Source organism: Salmonella sp. 32120201201600049SM (assembly GCF_017572835.1).
Classification (GTDB): domain Bacteria; phylum Pseudomonadota; class Gammaproteobacteria; order Enterobacterales; family Enterobacteriaceae; genus Salmonella; species Salmonella enterica.
This window is the reverse complement of the sequence record NZ_JAGESA010000002.1, coordinates 465,717-482,630: the sequence shown is the minus strand read 5'-3', so window position 1 is coordinate 482,630 and position 16,914 is coordinate 465,717. Positions and strand designations below refer to the sequence as shown.

Here is a 16,914-nt window from a genome sequence, read left to right as displayed (position 1 = left end):
ATATAGCGACTAAGGAGGTCAGATGAATAATCATTTTGGGAAAGGGTTAATGGCCGGGTTGCACGCGCCATATGCATATAGCGCGCATCATGCGGTGAATTTCTGTTCTGAGTATAAACGTGGCTTTGTATTGGGTTTTACACACCGTATGTTCGAAAAGACCGGCGATCGTCAACTTAGCGCGTGGGAGGCTGGAATTCTGACGCGTCGCTATGGTCTGGATAAAGAAATGGTGATGGATTTCTTTAAAGAGAATCATTCCGGGATGGCGGTTCGCTTCTTTATGGCCGGTTATCGACTCGAAGGTTGATCCAACAGGGGTATTATCTTGCTTTAATTAATTACACTATCGCCTCTTCCCTTCGTTTTACTGTTCCGTCGAAGTATTATGGCGCACATAACCATAAAAAAAGTGTGGTAAATGGCGTACCGATCGCAATAACTTCTTCGCGAACAGTGCAAAATAAAAGCCAGGTCTTCGTAACGGAATAACTATAAAATGACTGGAGATAATACTCTCATCACTTCTCACGGCATTAACCGCCGTGATTTCATGAAGCTTTGTGCAGCACTGGCCGCTACTATGGGGCTCAGTAGCAAAGCCGCCGCAGAAATGGCAGAATCGGTATCCAATCCACAGCGTCCGCCCGTTATCTGGATTGGCGCTCAGGAGTGTACCGGTTGTACCGAATCACTGCTTCGTGCTACACACCCAACCGTTGAAAACCTCGTTCTGGAGACCATCTCTCTGGAATACCACGAGGTGCTTTCCGCCGCATTCGGTCACCAGGTCGAAGAAAACAAACATAACGCTCTGGAGAAGTATAAAGGGCAATATGTTCTGGTGGTGGATGGTTCTATCCCACTAAAAGATAACGGTATCTACTGCATGGTTGCTGGCGAGCCGATTGTGGATCACATCCGCAAAGCCGCCGACGGCGCAGCCGCGATTATCGCTATCGGTTCCTGCTCGGCATGGGGCGGCGTTGCTGCGGCTGGCGTAAACCCAACCGGCGCTGTCAGTCTGCAGGAAGTCTTACCGGGCAAAACGGTTATCAATATTCCAGGTTGTCCGCCAAACCCGCATAACTTCCTGGCGACCGTCGCGCATATCATCACTTACGGCACGCCGCCGAAGCTGGATGCGAAAAATCGTCCAACCTTTGCCTATGGCCGTCTGATTCATGAGCATTGCGAACGTCGTCCACACTTCGACGCAGGCCGTTTTGCCAAAGAATTTGGCGACGAAGGCCACCGTCAGGGCTGGTGTCTCTACCATCTTGGCTGTAAAGGGCCGGAAACCTGGGGCAACTGTTCTACGTTACAGTTCTGTGACGTTGGCGGCGTCTGGCCAGTGGCGATCGGTCATCCTTGCTATGGCTGTAACGAAGAAGGTATCGGCTTCCATAAGGGCATTCACCAGCTTGCTCATGTCGAAAATCAAACTCCGCGTTCAGAGAAACCTGACGTCAATATGAAAGAAGGCGGCAATATCTCTGCGGGCGCTGTCGGTCTGCTTGGCGGCGTAGTCGGTCTGGTTGCCGGCGTCAGCGTGATGGCGGTACGTGAACTGGGGCGTCAGCAAAAGAAAGATAACGCTGACTCACGGGGAGAATAACCGTGAACAGACGTGACTTTATTAAAGCAGCCTCCGGTGGAGCATTGCTGTTGGGCGCCGCGCCGTCTGTCAGCCATGCGGCTGCAGAAAACCGTCCGCCGATTCCAGGTTCGCTGGGTATGCTGTATGACTCCACTCTGTGCGTGGGCTGTCAGGCCTGCGTCACAAAGTGTCAGGATATCAACTTCCCGGCGCGTAACCCGGAAGGGGAGCAGACCTGGTCGAACAACGACAAGCTGTCGCCGTATACCAATAACATTATTCAGGTATGGCGTAGCGGTACGGGCGTGAACAAAGATCAGGAAGAGAACGGCTATGCCTACATCAAGAAACAGTGTATGCACTGCGTCGATCCTAACTGCGTTTCCGTTTGTCCGGTGTCGGCGCTGAAAAAAGATCCGAAAACCGGCATCGTCCACTATGACAAAGATGTCTGCACCGGCTGCCGTTACTGTATGGTCGCCTGTCCGTACAACGTACCTAAGTACGACTACAACAACCCGTTTGGCGCGCTTCACAAATGTGAGCTGTGTAACCAGAAAGGCGTTGAGCGTCTGGATAAAGGCGGTTTGCCTGGGTGTGTGGAAGTTTGTCCGGCAGGGGCCGTCATTTTCGGTACTCGTGAAGAGCTGATGGCGGAAGCGAAAAAACGTCTGGCCCTCAAACCAGGCAGTGAATATCACTATCCGCGCCAGACGTTGAAAACGGACGACACCTATCTGCATACGGTGCCTAAATACTACCCACACCTCTACGGTGAAAAAGAGGGCGGTGGTACTCAGGTGCTGGTGCTGACAGGCGTTCCTTATGAAGATCTGGATCTGCCGAAGCTGGATGACCTTTCAACCGGAGCGCGCTCCGAGCATGTTCAACACACGCTTTATAAAGGCATGATACTACCCCTGGCTGCGCTGGCGGGCTTAACCGTGCTGGTTCGTCGTAATAGCAAAAACGACCATCACGATGGAGGAGACGATCATGAGTCATGATCCAAAACCGCTGGGCGGAAAAATCATCAGTAAACCGGTCATTATTTTTGGACCGTTAATCGTCCTGTGTATGCTCCTTATCGTGAAGCGTCTGGTCTTCGGGTTGGGCTCCGTTTCCGACCTGAACGGCGGTTTCCCGTGGGGCGTCTGGATTGCCTTTGACCTGTTGATCGGCACCGGCTTTGCCTGCGGCGGTTGGGCGTTGGCATGGGCGGTGTATGTCTTTAACCGTGGGCAATACCATCCGTTGGTGCGCCCGGCGTTGCTGGCAAGCTTGTTTGGTTACTCGCTGGGCGGCCTGTCGATCACTATCGACGTCGGTCGTTACTGGAACCTGCCGTACTTCTACATTCCAGGTCACTTCAACGTGAACTCGGTACTGTTTGAGACGGCGGTCTGTATGACCATCTACATCGGCGTGATGGCGCTGGAGTTTGCGCCTGCCCTGTTTGAACGTCTGGGCTGGAAAGTGTCGCTCAAGCGTCTGAATAAGGTGATGTTCTTTATTATCGCGCTGGGCGCGCTGCTGCCGACGATGCACCAGTCCTCAATGGGGTCATTGATGATCTCGGCGGGCTATAAAGTGCATCCGCTATGGCAAAGCTATGAAATGTTGCCGCTGTTCTCGGTTCTGACCGCGTTTATCATGGGCTTCTCTATTGTCATATTTGAGGGTTCGCTGGTTCAGGCTGGCCTGAAAGGAAACGGTCCGGATGAGAAAAATTTGTTTGTTAAGCTGACGAATACCATCAGCGTGCTGCTGGCGATTTTCGTCGTCCTGCGCTTTGGCGAACTGATTTATCGCGACAAGCTGTCCTATGCGTTTGCCGGCGATTTTTACTCCGCTATGTTCTGGATTGAAGTCGTCCTGATGGTCTTCCCGTTAGTGGTACTGCGTGTGGCGAAACTGCGTAATGACTCTCGTATGCTGTACCTGTCGGCGCTGAGCGCGCTGTTGGGCTGCGCGACGTGGCGTCTGACCTATTCGCTGGTGGCATTCAACCCGGGTGGCGGCTACCACTACTTCCCAACCTGGGAAGAGCTGTTGATTTCTATTGGTTTTGTGGCTATTGAGATTTGTGCATACATCGTACTCATTCGTCTACTGCCGATACTTCCTCCTTTAAAACAAAACGATCATAATCGTCATGAGGCGAGCAAAGCATGAGCCAGAGAATTACTATTGATCCGGTAACCCGTATTGAGGGTCATTTACGCATTGACTGCGAAATTGAGAACGGCGTCGTATCCAAAGCATGGGCGTCCGGCACCATGTGGCGCGGTATGGAGGAGATCGTGAAGAACCGCGATCCGCGCGATGCGTGGATGATTGTGCAGCGTATTTGCGGCGTTTGTACGACAACTCACGCGATCTCCTCCGTTCGTGCGGCAGAAAGCGCGCTGAATATTGATGTTCCCGTCAACGCGCAGTATATCCGTAATATTATCCTGGCGGCGCATACCACCCATGACCACATTGTTCATTTCTACCAGCTCTCTGCGCTGGACTGGGTGGACATTACCTCTGCGCTGAAAGCCGATCCGGAAAAAGCTTCTGCGATGCTGGATGGCGTGTCGAGCTGGCACCTGAACAGCGCGCAAGAGTTCACGAAAGTTCAGAACAAGATCAAGGATCTTGTCGCCAGCGGTCAGTTAGGTATTTTCGCCAATGGCTACTGGGGGCACCCGGCAATGCAGTTACCGCCGGAGGTCAACCTGATTGCGGTCGCCCACTATCTGCAGGCGCTGGAATGTCAGCGTGACGCTAACCGCGTGGTGGCGTTGCTGGGCGGTAAATCGCCGCATATCCAGAACCTGGCGGTCGGTGGGGTGGCGAACCCGATCAATCTCGACAGTATCGGTACGTTGAACCTTGAACGCCTGATGTACATCAAATCGTTTATCGATAAGCTGAGCGATTTTGTCGAGCAGGTGTATAAAGTGGATACCGCAGTCATCGCGGCCTACTATCCGGAATGGCTGGAGCACGGCAAAGGCGCGGTGAACTACCTGAGCGCGCCGGAATTCCCGACCGACGGTAAAAACGGCAGTTTCCTGTTCCCGGGCGGTTACATTACCAATGCCGATCTGTCGACATACCGTCCGATCACCTCTCACTCCGACGAATTCCTGATTAAAGGTATTCAGGAGAGCGCGAAGCACGCCTGGTACAAAGATGAAGCGCCGCAGGCGCCGTGGGAAGGCACTACGATCCCGGCTTACGACGGTTGGTCGGATGACGGTAAATACTCATGGGTCAAGTCGCCGACATTCTACGGCAAAACCGTCGAAGTCGGGCCGCTGGCGAACATGCTGTGTAAACTGGCTGCAGGTCGTGAATCCACCCAGACTAAGCTCAATGAAATCATTGCGCTTTATCAGAAGCTGACCGGCAAAACGCTGGAAATGGCGCAACTTCACTCTACGCTGGGTCGTATCATCGGGCGTACCGTTCACTGTTGTGAACTGCAAAACATATTGCAGGATCAATACAACGCGCTGATTGTAAATATCGGCAAAGGTGATTACACCACGTTTGTGAAGCCGAACATTCCGGCGACGGGCGAGTTCAAGGGCGTGGGCTTCCTGGAGGCGCCGCGCGGTATGCTGTCTCACTGGATGGTGATTAAAGACGGTATTATCAGTAACTATCAGGCAGTGGTGCCATCGACCTGGAACTCAGGTCCGCGTAACTTCAACGATGACGTGGGGCCGTACGAACAGTCGCTGGTCGGTACGCCGATCGCCGATCCGGCGAAGCCGCTGGAAGTGGTACGTACCATCCACTCCTTCGACCCTTGCATGGCGTGCGCGGTACACGTGGTGGACGCCGATGGCAATGAAGTGGTCTCGGTGAAGGTTTTGTAATGCGGATATTAGTCTTAGGGGTCGGCAATATTTTGCTGACCGATGAAGCCATCGGGGTACGTATTGTTGAAGCGTTAGAGCAACGATACACCCTGCCGGATTTCGTTGAGATTCTGGATGGCGGTACGGCGGGAATGGAACTTCTTGGCGATATGGCGAATCGTGATCATTTGATCATTGCCGACGCCATCGTGTCGAAAAAGAACGCGCCGGGAACCATTATGGTACTGCGCGACGATGAAGTTCCGGCGCTGTTCACCAACAAAATCTCCCCCCATCAGCTTGGACTGGCCGACGTATTGTCGGCCCTCCGCTTTACCGGCGAGTTTCCGAAGAAACTGACCCTGGTCGGCGTTATTCCACAGTCGCTGGAACCGCACATCGGCTTAACGCCAACCGTAGAAGCGATGATTGAACCTGCGCTTGAGCAGGTTCTTGCTGCGCTGCGTGAGTCCGGCGTCGAAGCAATTCCTAAGGAGACGGCGCATGTCTGAAACGTTTTCCGGATTCGACACGGCGCCCGTCGCCCGGGTTCAGGCGGCATTTGAAGAGATAGCCCATCGTTCGATGCACGATCTTTCGTTTCTGCATCCGACTATGCCTGTGCATGTCTCTGATTTTACGTTGTTTGAAGGACAATGGACGGGCACGGTAATTACGCCGTGGATGTTAAGCGCATTAATCTTCCCTGGCCCGGACCAGATCTGGCCCGGGCGTACCGTCGGTGAAAAACTCGGTCTGCAACTGCCTTATGGCGCGATGACCTTTACCGTTGGCGAACTGGAAGGCGTTTCGCAATATCTTGCCTGCTCGTTGATGTCGCCGCTTTCCCGTAGCCTGTCGCCGGAAGAGGGCGTCCGGCTGGCGGATGACTGCGCGCGGATGCTGCTATCCCTGCCGGTAAGCAATCCTGATGCGCCGCAGACAAGCCGGCGTGCGTTGCTGTTTGGCCGTCGGAGCTGTGAGAATGCATGAGCTGTCTCTTTGCCAAAGCGCCGTTGAAATTATTCAGCAGCAGGCAGAACAGCACGGCGTGGCGCGCGTCACCGGCGTATGGCTGGAGATAGGCGCGCTTTCGTGCGTTGAAGAGCGCGCGGTTCGTTTCAGCTTTGACATCGCCTGCCAGGGAACTTTAGCGCAAGGGTGCGAATTGCACATCGACTACAGACCGGCCCAGGCCTGGTGCTGGGATTGCAGTCAGGTGGTGGAAATTCTCAGGCATGACGCGCAATGTCCGCATTGTCATGGCGATCGCCTGCGGGTGGATACCGGCGATTCGTTGAAAGTAAAAAGTATTGAGGTCGAATAACCCGCATTTTATTTCAGGTGGTTAATTATGTGTATTGGCGTCCCCGGTCAGGTGCTGGCCGTCGGAGATGATATTCACCAGCTTGCGCAGGTGGAAGTGTGTGGCATCAAACGTGATGTCAATATTGCTCTGATTTGTGAAGGTAAGCCAGCCGATCTGATAGGGCAATGGGTATTGGTACACGTTGGTTTTGCGATGAGCATCATTGACGAAGACGAAGCGAAAGCCACGTTAGATGCGCTGCGCCGCATGGAGTACGACATCACCAGCGCGTGATCCCTTAATCACCTCTATTATATCGCTCTATAATCGTTGTATAATTATTTATATATCGATTATGGGGCGAAACCTATGAATAAATTTTTGCGCCAGCTCTCTCTGCTGGCGTTGCTTTTTTGCTGGCCGTTAATGTCACAGGCGGCGCGTACTTTTACCGATCAAATTGGCCGCCAGGTCACGGTTCCGGACACCGTCGACAGAGTGGTGGTGCTCCAGCATCAAACGCTCAATCTCCTTGTACAGATGAATGCCACTGACAAAATCGTTGGGGTCATGGCGAACTGGAAACAGCAATTAGGCGACGGCTATGCGCGTCTGGCGCCGGAACTGGCGCAAAAAGCCTCGCTGGGCGATCTAACGCACGTTGATCCTGAAAAACTGGTGGCGCTGCGCCCGCAGGTGGTGTTTGTCACGAATTACGCTCCGCAGGAGATGATCGACAAGATCAGCCGTCTTGGCATTCCGGTAGTGGCGATTTCGCTGCGCCATGATATTGCTGGCGAGCAGGCTAAAATGAACCCGACCCTGGCCGATGAAGAGCAGGCTTATAATCGCGGGCTGCGTGAAGGAATAACGCTGATTGGCGATATCGTCAATAAACCGCAAGAGGCGAAAGCGCTGATTGAGGCGATGGATAAAGGTCGCAAGATGGTCAGCGACCGTTTGCAGTCGGTTCCTGAAAATGAGCGGGTTCGCGCCTATATGGCGAATCCGGAGCTGACCACCTACGGTTCCGGTAAATATACCGGTCTGATGATGGCCCATGCGGGGGCGCTGAATGTAGCGGCATCCTCGGTGAAAGGCTTTAAGCAGGTGACAATGGAGCAGGTGATCGCCTGGGATCCGCAGGTGATCTTTGTCCAGAATCGCTATCCAAAGGTCGTCAATGAGATCCTGCACAATCCCCAGTGGCAGGTCATTGACGCGGTGAAGCATCATCGGGTTTACCTGATGCCGGATTATGCCAAAGCCTGGGGATATCCGATGCCGGAGGCGGTGGGAATCGGCGAACTGTGGATGGCGAAAAAACTCTATCCGGAAAAATTCCACGATATTGACATGCAAAAGGCCGCTAACGACTGGTATCAACGTTTTTACCGTACTGACTATCAGGGCGTACAGTGATGCGAATACTGGCTGCGGGGAGCTTGCGCGTCGTCTGGCCGCAGCTAATGACGGCGTTTCAGGCGGATGCGGTATGTGATTTCGGTCCGGCGGGGCTGTTACGTGAACGCATCGAAGCGGGCGAAGCATGCGACTTTTTTGCTTCGGCGAACCTGGCGCATCCGCAGGCGCTGCTGGAAAGCGGGCGGGCGCTGCGGGTCGCGCCTTTTACGACGAACCGTTTGTGTCTGAGCGTGCGGGCACAGGCGATGCGTGAAGGCGAGGACTGGCTGTCGCTATTAACCCGGCGGGATCTGCGGATCGGCACCTCAACAGCAGGTTGCGATCCTTCCGGCGATTATACGCAGCAGCTTTTTTCGCGGATGGGCAACGAGGGCGAAGCGGTCCGAAAACGCGCGGTAGCGCTGGTTGGCGGCAGGCAGACTTTGCCGTTACCGGCGGGCCGGCTGGCAGCGGAATGGCTCATCAATCATGATTACACCGATATCTTTATCGGCTATGCCAGCTATGCTCCCAGGCTACGGCAGGTTAATTCGCTGCGAGTGATTGATATCCCGGAACCTTATAATCCCGTGGCTGAATATGGCTTTGCCTGCCTGAGCGAGCAGGGAAAAACGCTTGCCGACTTTTTACTATCAGCACGGGCGAGGTTGATTCTCATGCAACATGGGTTTAGTGAAGCGCCGAATATGACACACTCGCAGAACTGATAAGCGAAGCGTCAGCAGGGAATACCATGCCGGATGACGACATTACTACCTCATCCGGCATCATGGTTTAACTTTGACGTTTATCTTCGGTATTGTTTTCGAAGTCGCTGGCGTCATGGCGTTCGTGAAGCTGTTCGTTCAATGGGCCGTTGGTCCGGTTGACAATGCGCCCCCGCTTTACCGCCGGACGTTCGGCTACCTGTTTCGCCCAGCGTTGTACGTTTTGATAACTTCCGGCATCCAGAAACTCCGCTGCATCATAGACATTCCCCAGCACCACGTTGCCGAACCACGGCCAGATGGCCATATCGGCAATAGTGTACTCTTCTCCCGCGACATACGGGTGGTGAGCTAACTGCTTATCCAGCACGTCCAGCAGACGCTTGGCTTCCATGGTGAAGCGATTAATGGCGTACTCAATTTTTACCGGCGCATAATGATAGAAATGACCGAAACCGCCACCGAGGAACGGCGCCGCGCCCTGTAGCCAGAACAACCAGTTAAGGGTTTCTGTGCGCTTAGCCAGATCCTGCGGCAGGAAATGGCCAAACTTATCCGCCAGATAAACAAGAATTGCGCCCGACTCAAAAACTCGAATCGGCGGGTTGTGTGAGTTATCGCGCAGCGCCGGGATTTTTGAGTTCGGATTGATGTCAACAAAGCCGCTGGAGAACTGATCGCCCTCGCCGATGCGAATCAACCAGGCGTCATATTCGGCGCCGGTCACGCCCAGCGCCAGGAGCTCTTCCAGCATAATAGTCACTTTCTGGCCGTTAGGCGTCCCCAGCGAATAAAGCTGTAACGGATGTTTGCCGACGGGCAGCGTTTTGTCGTGCGTCGGGCCGGAAACCGGGCGATTAATGTTAGCGAACGCGCCGCCGCCGGATTTATCCCACGTCCAGACTTTTGCGGGTTGATAAGTATTATCTGCCATATTGACCTGCCTTCACAGTGGTGGTGTTGAAGCAGTGTAGCAGCTTGCTAACCGGACATTTAACCGATTGGGACATTCCGGCGAGTGAAATTTTAACCTTCTGGCCTCAGTGTGCCTTATTGAGGTGTATGATTATGTCGACCTCTGTCCGGTTAGTGTCACAGAGCAGACAATCAGAGCGAAATCACGCCAGGCTGCTCAGGCGGTCTTGTTTTGAGGTAAGTGCATGAGCAAAGGAACCACCAGTCAGGATGCCCCCTTCGGGACATTATTGGGTTACGCCCCCGGCGGCGTAGCGATCTACTCTTCAGATTACAATTCCCTCGATCCGTGGGACGACGACGACGCAGCTTTTCGTAGCTACATCGACGATGAATACATGGGGCATAAATGGCAGTGCGTGGAATTTGCCCGCCGTTTTCTCTTTCTGAATTATGGCGTTGTTTTTACTGACGTCGGCATGGCCTGGGAAATCTTCTCGCTGCGTTTTCTGCGCGAGGTGGTGAATGATAATATTTTGCCTTTGCAGGCCTTCCCGAACGGTTCGCCGCGCGCGCCGGAGGCCGGGGCGCTGCTCATCTGGCAAAAGGGCGGCGAGTTTAACGAAACCGGGCACGTTGCGATTATCACCCAGCTCCTGGATAACAAAATTCGTATTGCTGAGCAAAACGTTATCCACACGCCATTGCCGCCAGGGCAGCAGTGGACTCGCGAACTGGAAATGGTCGTAGAAAACGGGTGTTACACCCTGCGCGACACCTTTGATGACACGACGATTTTAGGCTGGATGATCCAGACCGACGACACGCAATACAGTTTGTCACAGCCTGACATCGCGAATCAGTCGCTGGCGATTCGCGGCGCAAGACTGCCAGAGAAAGGTCAGTTTGACGGTCAGTGGCTGGATGAGCGCGATCCGTTACAAAAAGCCTATGTACAGGCGAACGGACACGTTATCAATCAGGACCCGTACCAGTATTTTACCATCACCGAGAGCGCTGAACAGGAGCTTATCAAAGCGACCAATGAGTTGCATTTGATGTACCTGCACGCCACGGACAAAGTTTTAAAAGACGATAATCTGCTGGCGCTATTCGATATCCCCAAAATTCTTTGGCCGCGCCTGCGTCTCTCCTGGCAGCGCCGTCGTCACCATATGATCACCGGTCGTATGGATTTCTGCATGGATGAACGCGGGCTGAAAGTCTATGAATACAATGCCGATTCCGCATCATGCCATACCGAAGCGGGATTAATTCTCGAAAAATGGGCTGAGCAGGGCTATACCGGTAAAGGGCATAACCCGGCGGAGGGCTTAATTAACGAGCTGGCAGGCGCCTGGAAACACAGTAAAGCGCGTCCTTTCGTTCATATCATGCAGGATGATGATATCGAGGAGGACTATCACGCGCAGTTTATGCAGCAGGCGCTGCATCAGGCTGGTTTCGCGAGCAAAATTCTCCGCGGGCTGGGCGAGTTGCGCTGGGATGACGCCGGGCAGTTGATTGATGGCGACGGACGGCTGGTGAATTGTGTCTGGAAAACCTGGGCGTGGGAAACGGCGATGGAGCAGATACGCGAAGTCAGCGAGACGGAGTACGCCGCAGTGCCTATTCGTACCGGGCACCCGGAAAATGAAGTCCGGCTGATTGATGTATTACTGCGCCCGGAAGTGTTGGTGTTTGAACCGCTGTGGACGGTGATCCCGGGTAACAAAGCGATCCTGCCCATCCTGTGGTCGCTCTTCCCACATCATCGCTATTTGCTCGACACGGATTTTACCGTTAACGATGAGCTGGTGCAGACCGGCTATGCGGTAAAACCGATTGCCGGACGTTGCGGTAGTAATATTGATTTGGTGAGCCATCAGGAAGAGCTCCTGGATAAAACCAGCGGCAAGTTCGCCACGCAGAAAAATATCTATCAGCAGTTGTGGTGCCTGCCGAAGGTCGCCGGGAAGTATATTCAGGTCTGTACGTTTACCGTGGGCGGTAACTACGGCGGTACGTGCCTGCGCGGCGATGATTCATTAGTCATTAAAAAAGAGAGCGATATTGAACCGTTAATCGTCATCAAAGCGTAACGGGGTCATTCTCGTCGGGATATCGGCGTGGGTGCCGATATCCCGCCTGTTGTGTTTACCAGTGAACGGCTATCAGCCTGCCATTTACTGGTAACATATGAGAAATAATATCACAAATTATTCTTAACTTTTCTGACGCAGGCGGTGACGCTCGCCGCGTTGGCGCATCCGTTTCCTGATTTTCGACTACTCGATACTTTTTGCGGCTGGTTACGCCGCCCCTATCCCTTTGGATTTAGGTCATGCCTGTTTGGTTGGTAAACGGACAGCATAATATATTGACGAGTTCAAATGACATTATTAGTCATATAAAAAGTTTACGTTAGGTTATTTTTCTATCGCAAAAGTTTGCGTTTAAACCCTGTCTGCAATCTTCGGAACGAGATATAGATACACCTAAGTAAATGCAGTTAATTATTATTCAACTATTATTGTCAGCCTTGTGAATGATATTTTCGTATAAAGTGAAGCGACTTCCATTATGACTATTAATGGTATTATTGAATAGTTTACTCTGTAATTATTTAAGTTTAGTGGACGTTTTGTCTTATTCTGGTGAACGTATGGTTATGGCAGATGACAGCCGATTTTTCATTATGTTAGCATGAGTTGATAATACTTTATCCAGGCATAGATCAGGATGTCCACATATAATAAGGAGAATGGTATATGTTTAAAAAAGTATTAGGCTTGCGCCACTGGAATAATAATGTTGTAAAAATACCGCCGCCAGCAGAATCTGGCGCTAATGCGTCTGACGTGGTGGTGGATACTCCTGAGCCTTATGAGCGGATACTGTGTCAAAAAATTCTGATGGGGATCTCGACGATCGATATCATTCGTAATGCCATCATTAAGTCCTGTGAGCAGCTCAACATTGAAAAAGAACGCATTAATGAACTTAACGAACAGAATGATAAAGCCAGAAGTTCATTAAAATCGCTCGTGGAATTTATCACCGAAATTGGCACGACTTCATCGGATATTGGCTGTCGTATGGGCGACTTAAATACCTCCTTAACGCAAATTAATGCGTGTATTAAAGAGATACAGAAGATCGCTAACCAGACCAATTTGATAGCGATTAACTCCGCGATCGAGGCCGCGCGCGTAGGGGATGCCGGGCGTGGTTTTAGCGTTATTTCGAAAGAAGTGAAAAACCTGTCCGAAGATGTTAAACACAGTTCGAAAAGCGTCAGTACGTTAACCTCTGTAATCAAAGATAATACGGCCAGAGTGAGTGAGGTGCTGGATAACCAACAGCCGGTTATTGATAATATTACGACTAACATAAATCAAATTGTGGAGTCTATTGGCATCGTCATCGATAAATCGCTGAGCATGAAATCGGTCATGCAGTACATCTCTACGGTGCAGTTTTTGAATATTGTTAAAGTTGACCATGTTATCTGGAAAATGGAAGTCTACAAATTACTCTTAAATAAAGACATAAACAGCAAAATAACGATGCACGATCAGTGTCGGCTGGGGAAATGGTACTACGGTTTTGAAGGGCAGCAGTTTAGCAATTACTACAGTTTCCGTAGTCTGGAAGCGCCGCATAAAGAGGTGCATAGCGCTGGTCACTCTGCGCTGAACTATTTTGCCGCAGGCGATATGAATGCGATGTCGCAAGAACTCGACAGAATGGAGCGTTCCAGTAATGAGGTGGTTAACCAGCTGGAAATGCTGGCTGTCGATTTATTAAAAGAAACCACACTGTGAAGTCATGAGTTATTACCGTATAACCAACAGGAGCCATCATCAACAGGACTGATGTATCACACTTTCTGCACTGGAGTTATTCCGGACAGAGAAAAAAAGCATGACGCAGAAGATGGCTGTGTTTGTTTACCCGAATCACTTACCTTAGTAAGTGATTCGGGATTAATCAGCAACATCTTTGCTTTTTATCGGCGGCCAGACTTTGGCTGGAAAAGTGCGTTACTGCTAAATTTCTCACTCTCTTACCGCCTTCCTGCCCCTCGAAATACCTGAGACCTGTGCTCACAGATTAATAGCGATTATTTAATCGTGAAATAACGCTGGGCATTATTGAAGCAGATATCCTGAACCATACGGCTTAGCATCGCTTCATCATCAGGAATCTCTCCGTCCTGCGCCCACTGTCCCAGCAGGTTACAGAGAATACGCCGGAAATATTCATGTCGCGTATAAGAAAGGAAACTGCGGGAGTCGGTCAGCATCCCGACAAACTGACTTAACAGTCCCATTTGCGACAGTTGCTCCAGTTGGCGCAGCATCCCGTCTTTCTGATCGTTAAACCACCAGCCGGAACCGAACTGCACTTTTCCGGCAATTCCCGGCCCCTGGAAGTTACCGATCATGGTCGCCAGGACTTCGTTATCACGTGGGTTCAGGCAATAGAGGATAGTCTTGGGCAGTTCATTGGTCACATCCATACTGTCGAGCAAACGGGAGAGCGCCCAGCTAATGTTATTATCGCCAATAGAGTCAAAGCCGGTATCCGGCCCGAGCAGGCGGAACATACGGGTATTATTGTTACGGATCGCGCCAATATGTAGCTGCATCACCCAGCCGCGCGCGGCGTACTGACGGCCCAGCCAGACCAGCACCGCCGTGGTAAACTGGGCGATCTCAAGTTCGCTCAGCGTTTCGCCTGCCAGACGTTTGCCCAGAATGGCGTCAAGCTGCGCGTCGTCGGGCACCGGCGCAAATCGCAGCGTTTCAATGCCATGATCGGACGCGCGGCAGCCGCAGGCGGCGAAATGGTCGAGGCGGCGAGTGAGCGCCTGACGTAAATCGTCGAAACGGGTAATGCTGACATCTGCCGCCGCTTCCAGTTTCCCCAGGTAATCGACAAAGCCGTCCAGTTCGATTTTGAAAACTTTGTCGGGGCGCCAGCTTGGCGCGACTTCAATATCAATGCTGTCGTCGGCGGCTATCTGGCGGTGATATTCCAGAGAATCTATAGGGGCGTCGGTGGTTCCGACCATCCGCACATTCATCTGCTGCATAATACCGCGCGCGGAAAAGGCCGGCGTCGCCAGTTTCTCATTACACTGCGTCCAGATACTTTCCGCGGTATCCGGTCCGAACAGCGTACCTGTAATGCCAAATGGACGGCGTAGTTCAAGGTGCGTCCAGTGATACAGCGGATTGCCCAGCGTTTTTGGAACGGTATTGGCCCAGGCCATATATTTTTCATAATCGCTGGTCTCTTTGCCGGTGATCAGCGACTCATCCACGCCTGCGCTTCGTAGCGCTCGCCATTTATAGTGGTCGCCTTCCAGCCAGATCTGACCGAGGTTATCGAAACGGCGATCGTCGGCGATTTCCTGCGGACTTAAATGGCAGTGGAAGTCATAAATCGGCATGGGCGCGGCGTATTTATGGTACAGCGTGCGGGCAATGTCGTTTTTAAGTAGAAAATCTTCAGTCATAAACGTAGCCATGATTTATCTCCTTACTTAGCCAGCGCTTCTACCGTGGCTTTCGCGCCATTCTGCAATAGCTGTTGGTAAGCGTCGGTAACGGCTTGCACAAATTCGTGGTTCTTCGGCAGGTCGTTGCCAAAGATAGATTCGATGGCCAGTAGCCCGCGAACGCGTTCTTCCGGCGTCTGATATTGCTGATGAATCGCCTGATACTGCGCGAGCAGCGGATCGACGACATCAATGGTTTTACCTTGTTCATCGACACCGCCGACATAACGCATCCATCCGGCGACGCCCAGCGTCAGGCGGCGATAGTCATCGCCCTGTTGCAAGTGCAGACGTACCGGGTCCAACAAACGCTGCGGCAGTTTCTGACTGCCATCCATCGCGATCTGCCAGGTGCGGTGTTTCAACGAGGGGTTAGTGAAACGCGCGATCAACAAATTCGCATACCCTTCCAGATCGGTGCCTTTCGGCATTGATAACGTCGGCGCTTGTTCATCAAGCATCAGCGCCAGCGCCGCGCGACGGTAAGCCGGGTTGGTCATGGTATCGGCGATAGTGTCATACCCGCCGAGATAACCCAGATAGGCGAGGAAAGAGTGGCTGCCGTTAAGCATACGCAGCTTCATCATCTCAAACGGTACGACGTCTGCAACGAATTGCGCGCCGACGGTGTCCCAGTCCGGGCGACCATTCACAAAGTTATCTTCGATGACCCACTGGCGGAAGGGTTCGCAGGCGATAGCGCAAGGATCATAAACCCCTAACTGGTCGGCAACCAGTTGTAGCGTCTCTTCGGTCGCTGCCGGAACAATGCGGTCAACCATGGTGCAGGGGAAGGTCACATTGTCGGCAATCCATGCGGCGAGGGCGGCATCGCGAGCTTTCGCCAGGCCGAGGACGGCAGCCTTCGCGACGTGACCATTCTCGCGCACGTTATCACACGACAGCACGGTAAAAGCTTTCAGTCCTTGCTCCCGGCGCATGTTTAGCGCTTCGACAATATAGCCAATGGCGGATTTAGGCTGCTGTGGATGGGCAAGATCGTTTTGGATCAGCGGGTTATTGACATCAAGCTCGCCGCTGGCGGGGTCGGTGCAGTAGCCTTTTTCGGTCACGGTTAAGGAGACGATGGCGGTTTCCGGGCGCGCCATTGCCGCCAGAATCCCTGCATGGCCGTCGAATTCAGGGTGCAGCGCTTCTTTCATTGAACCGATAATTTTCAGTTCGGTGCTTTCTGCGCCGCGTTCTGCAACGGTGTACAGCAGATTTTGCGCTTTCAGGTTCGCGATCAGCCGCGCGTCGTTACCCGGCATCAGGTTCACTTCACAAATGCCCCAGTCGCTGTCGCTCTTTTCCAGTAGATGATGGGTAAAGAGCGCCTGGTGCGCGCGGTGAAACGCCCCGCAGCCCAGATGCACAATACGGGATACCAGACGTGATTTGTCCCAGTTTGGGCGGGCGACGGAAACCTGGGCGGTGGCGATATTCTGTTCCATTGCAAACTCCTGTCATTCGACGTCTTCGCCCGCGATCTCCGGGGCGAGGCATGTTGCTATTGCATTGAGTAGGGGAAA

Annotated in this window: 16 protein-coding genes; 13 read left to right on the top strand and 3 right to left on the bottom strand. The window is 52.6% G+C overall.

The window, feature by feature from the left end; all coding sequences use genetic code 11:
- Positions 1-22 precede the first annotated feature (22 nt).
- From J4650_RS08265 to J4650_RS08215, 11 genes are all read left to right on the top strand, one after another.
- Complete coding sequence (locus J4650_RS08265) at positions 23-310, top strand: DUF2623 family protein (RefSeq protein ID WP_001059119.1); 288 nt, start codon at positions 23-25, stop codon at positions 308-310.
- Between the two features lie 189 nt (positions 311-499).
- Complete coding sequence (gene hybO / locus J4650_RS08260; RefSeq protein WP_000145429.1) at positions 500-1,618, top strand: hydrogenase 2 small subunit; 1,119 nt, start codon at positions 500-502, stop codon at positions 1,616-1,618.
- A gap of 2 nt (positions 1,619-1,620) precedes the next feature.
- Positions 1,621-2,607, top strand: a complete 987-nt coding sequence (hybA, locus tag J4650_RS08255; protein ID WP_001081721.1) for a hydrogenase 2 operon protein HybA — start codon at positions 1,621-1,623, stop codon at positions 2,605-2,607.
- Positions 2,597-3,775 (top strand): Ni/Fe-hydrogenase cytochrome b subunit, encoded by a 1,179-nt coding sequence (gene hybB / locus J4650_RS08250; RefSeq protein WP_000017678.1) that lies wholly within the window; start codon positions 2,597-2,599, stop codon positions 3,773-3,775. Before hybA ends, hybB begins: the two co-directional genes overlap by 11 nt.
- A complete protein-coding gene (hybC, locus tag J4650_RS08245) occupies positions 3,772-5,475 on the top strand; it encodes a hydrogenase 2 large subunit (RefSeq protein ID WP_023993928.1) in 1,704 nt (567 codons plus the stop codon). Before hybB ends, hybC begins: the two co-directional genes overlap by 4 nt.
- The gene (locus J4650_RS08240; RefSeq protein ID WP_001221960.1) at positions 5,475-5,969 is read left to right on the top strand and encodes a HyaD/HybD family hydrogenase maturation endopeptidase; all 495 of its coding nucleotides are present in this window, start codon (positions 5,475-5,477) and stop codon (positions 5,967-5,969) included. Before hybC ends, J4650_RS08240 begins: the two co-directional genes overlap by 1 nt.
- Positions 5,962-6,450 carry a hydrogenase-2 assembly chaperone gene (gene hybE / locus J4650_RS08235; protein ID WP_023203800.1) on the top strand — a complete coding sequence of 163 codons (489 nt, stop codon included), beginning with the start codon at positions 5,962-5,964 and terminating at the stop codon, positions 6,448-6,450. The genes J4650_RS08240 and hybE overlap by 8 nt, the downstream gene beginning before the upstream one ends.
- Positions 6,443-6,784: a hydrogenase maturation nickel metallochaperone HypA gene (hypA, locus tag J4650_RS08230; RefSeq protein WP_000544945.1), complete on the top strand. Its 342-nt coding sequence runs from the start codon at positions 6,443-6,445 to the stop codon at positions 6,782-6,784. Before hybE ends, hypA begins: the two co-directional genes overlap by 8 nt.
- 27 nt (positions 6,785-6,811) lie before the next feature.
- Entirely contained in the window at positions 6,812-7,060 is a 249-nt protein-coding gene (hybG, locus tag J4650_RS08225; RefSeq protein ID WP_000334887.1) for a hydrogenase maturation factor HybG, read from the top strand.
- Positions 7,061-7,135: 75 nt separating this feature from the next.
- A complete protein-coding gene (locus J4650_RS08220) occupies positions 7,136-8,188 on the top strand; it encodes an ABC transporter substrate-binding protein (protein ID WP_001032007.1) in 1,053 nt (350 codons plus the stop codon).
- A complete protein-coding gene (locus J4650_RS08215; protein WP_001748656.1) occupies positions 8,188-8,898 on the top strand; it encodes a molybdate ABC transporter substrate-binding protein in 711 nt (236 codons plus the stop codon). The genes J4650_RS08220 and J4650_RS08215 overlap by 1 nt, the downstream gene beginning before the upstream one ends.
- Before the next feature lie 67 nt (positions 8,899-8,965).
- Here the strand turns inward: J4650_RS08215 and yghU are convergent, their stop codons facing one another.
- Complete coding sequence (gene yghU / locus J4650_RS08210; protein WP_000774853.1) at positions 8,966-9,832, bottom strand: glutathione-dependent disulfide-bond oxidoreductase; 867 nt, start codon at positions 9,830-9,832, stop codon at positions 8,966-8,968.
- Between the two features lie 226 nt (positions 9,833-10,058).
- Between yghU and gss the strand changes: the two genes are divergently transcribed.
- Both gss and J4650_RS08200 read left to right on the top strand, forming a co-directional pair.
- Positions 10,059-11,915 carry a bifunctional glutathionylspermidine amidase/synthase gene (gss, locus tag J4650_RS08205; RefSeq protein WP_000033690.1) on the top strand — a complete coding sequence of 619 codons (1,857 nt, stop codon included), beginning with the start codon at positions 10,059-10,061 and terminating at the stop codon, positions 11,913-11,915.
- A 669-nt stretch (positions 11,916-12,584) separates the two neighbouring features.
- Entirely contained in the window at positions 12,585-13,640 is a 1,056-nt protein-coding gene (locus J4650_RS08200) for a methyl-accepting chemotaxis protein (RefSeq protein WP_000475251.1), read from the top strand.
- Positions 13,641-13,939: 299 nt separating this feature from the next.
- On the opposite strand, the gene uxaC is transcribed toward J4650_RS08200, so the two are convergent.
- Together uxaC and J4650_RS08190 are read right to left on the bottom strand one after the other, a co-directional pair.
- Positions 13,940-15,352 (bottom strand): glucuronate isomerase, encoded by a 1,413-nt coding sequence (gene uxaC, locus J4650_RS08195; RefSeq protein ID WP_076727201.1) that lies wholly within the window; start codon positions 15,350-15,352, stop codon positions 13,940-13,942.
- A gap of 11 nt (positions 15,353-15,363) precedes the next feature.
- Positions 15,364-16,836: a fructuronate reductase gene (locus tag J4650_RS08190; RefSeq protein ID WP_000437136.1), complete on the bottom strand. Its 1,473-nt coding sequence runs from the start codon at positions 16,834-16,836 to the stop codon at positions 15,364-15,366.
- Positions 16,837-16,914 lie beyond the last annotated feature (78 nt).